At 62.2% G+C, this 1596-nt stretch carries 1 protein-coding gene and 1 pseudogene; both read left to right on the forward strand.

Annotated features, from left to right (window positions below; genetic code table 11):
* A pseudogene (locus tag WCE35_RS13540) lies at nucleotides 1-404 on the forward strand (MBL fold metallo-hydrolase); the annotation flags it as partial.
* A 259-nt stretch (nucleotides 405-663) separates the two neighbouring features.
* The gene (gene radC, locus WCE35_RS13545; protein WP_424593859.1) at nucleotides 664-1377 is read left to right on the forward strand and encodes a RadC family protein; all 714 of its coding nucleotides are present in this window, start codon (nucleotides 664-666) and stop codon (nucleotides 1375-1377) included.
* The last annotated feature ends 219 nt before the right edge of the window (nucleotides 1378-1596 follow it).

The raw sequence follows: 1596 nt of genomic DNA on the forward strand, positions 1-1596 counted from the left end.
TGCCGGAAGGCATCCGCAACCATGTGCGCCGGATTCAGGCCACGTTCCCGACATGGAAGAACATCAAGCAATATGGCGACGGCGCCGAGGTTGCCCCTGGCGTGCGGGCCATTGCGACCCCAGGCCATACCGTAGGACACATGTCGTTCCTGGTGGCCTCGGGCGGGCAGCAATTGTTCATCCAGAGCGACGTCACCGGCATCCACCAGCTGTTTGTCAGGAATCCGGGCTGGTATTCGATGTTCGACACCGACGGTCCGAAGGCCGAGGCGACGCGACGCGCCTTCTTCGATCGCGTCATCGCCGAGAAGGGCATGATCGCCGGTTATCATTTCGGCTTCCCCAATGTCGGCACGCTGTCGAAGGACGGCAGCGGCTATGCCTTCGCCGCCGTGAAGGCGTAGTAGCCGGGAACACTGACCTGAGGCGACCGAAGGCGCCGTGTTCGCGCGGCGCCTTTTTCATGCGACCAGCCTTTCCCGGCACCTCAGGTTTGCAAAACCCGATCGCTGCGGCATGGTTGTGCCTCTGCCGGCAAAGCGGCTGGAACGGTCCCCCGAAACGCCACATCATCACGGCCATCGTGAGCGGGGGGCCGGCCACTGCCGCCTCTGCAATACTTCCCGGTTGCAAAAGCCCCCGGACCCGGCATGCTTGCCGCCGATGCCGGCCAAGACCAGCGACAGCGATGCTACCTCCGCCGAGACGCCGCATTATCACGGCCATCGCGAGCGGCTGCGCGAACGCTTCTACAGCGCCGGACCGGACGCGCTGAGCGATTATGAACTGCTGGAGATGGCGCTATTCCCGGCCCTGCCCCGCCGCGACACCAAGCCGCTGGCCAAATCCCTGCTGAAGAAGTTCGGCTCCTTTGCCGAAGTCGTTCACGCCCCGGAAGCACGGCTGCGCGAAGTCGAGGGGATCAAGGATGCCTCGATCAACCAGCTCAAGCTGATCGCGGCTGCCGCCAGCCGCATCGCCAAGGGCGAGATCAGGCGGAGCATCGCGTTATCCTCCTGGAACGACGTGATCGGCTATTGCCGCAGCAGCATGGCCTTTGCGGATAAAGAGCAGTTTCGCCTGCTGTTCCTCGACAAGCGCAACCAGTTGATATCGGACGAGGTGCAGCAGGTTGGCACGGTGGACCATACGCCGGTCTATCCGCGCGAGGTGATCAAGCGCGCGCTGGAATTATCCGCGACCGCGCTCATCCTCGTGCACAACCATCCGTCCGGGGATCCTACGCCGTCGCAGGCGGACATCCAGATGACCAAGGCGATCATCGACATCGCGACCCCGCTCGGCATCTCCGTGCACGACCACATCATCGTCGGCAGGAACGGGCATGCGAGTTTGAATGGGATGCGGCTGATTTGACGGCCGCAAGGCCGACGCGGTTCTCACTCCCAGCAAAAATATCGAAAACAACCCCATGCAAAGTAGCCGGTGGTGCTGTCATGGATGCTTTACCTGCGAAAACATTTTTGACACGTCGGGCAAATCAGCGGCACTATTCCATCATCGCGCAATTTGTAAGACCGCCCATGGCGCTGCCCATCGGGCTCTCGGCGCTCACCGACAGAGATACAGACACTG

The organism is Bradyrhizobium sp. (genome assembly GCF_049691595.1).
Classification (GTDB): domain Bacteria; phylum Pseudomonadota; class Alphaproteobacteria; order Rhizobiales; family Xanthobacteraceae; genus Bradyrhizobium.

Excerpts from the sequence above, each read along its gene's own strand:
- radC (WP_424593859.1), top strand. The coding sequence starts at position 664 with ATGCCGGCCAAGACCAGCGACAGCGATGCTACCTCCGCCGAGACGCCG.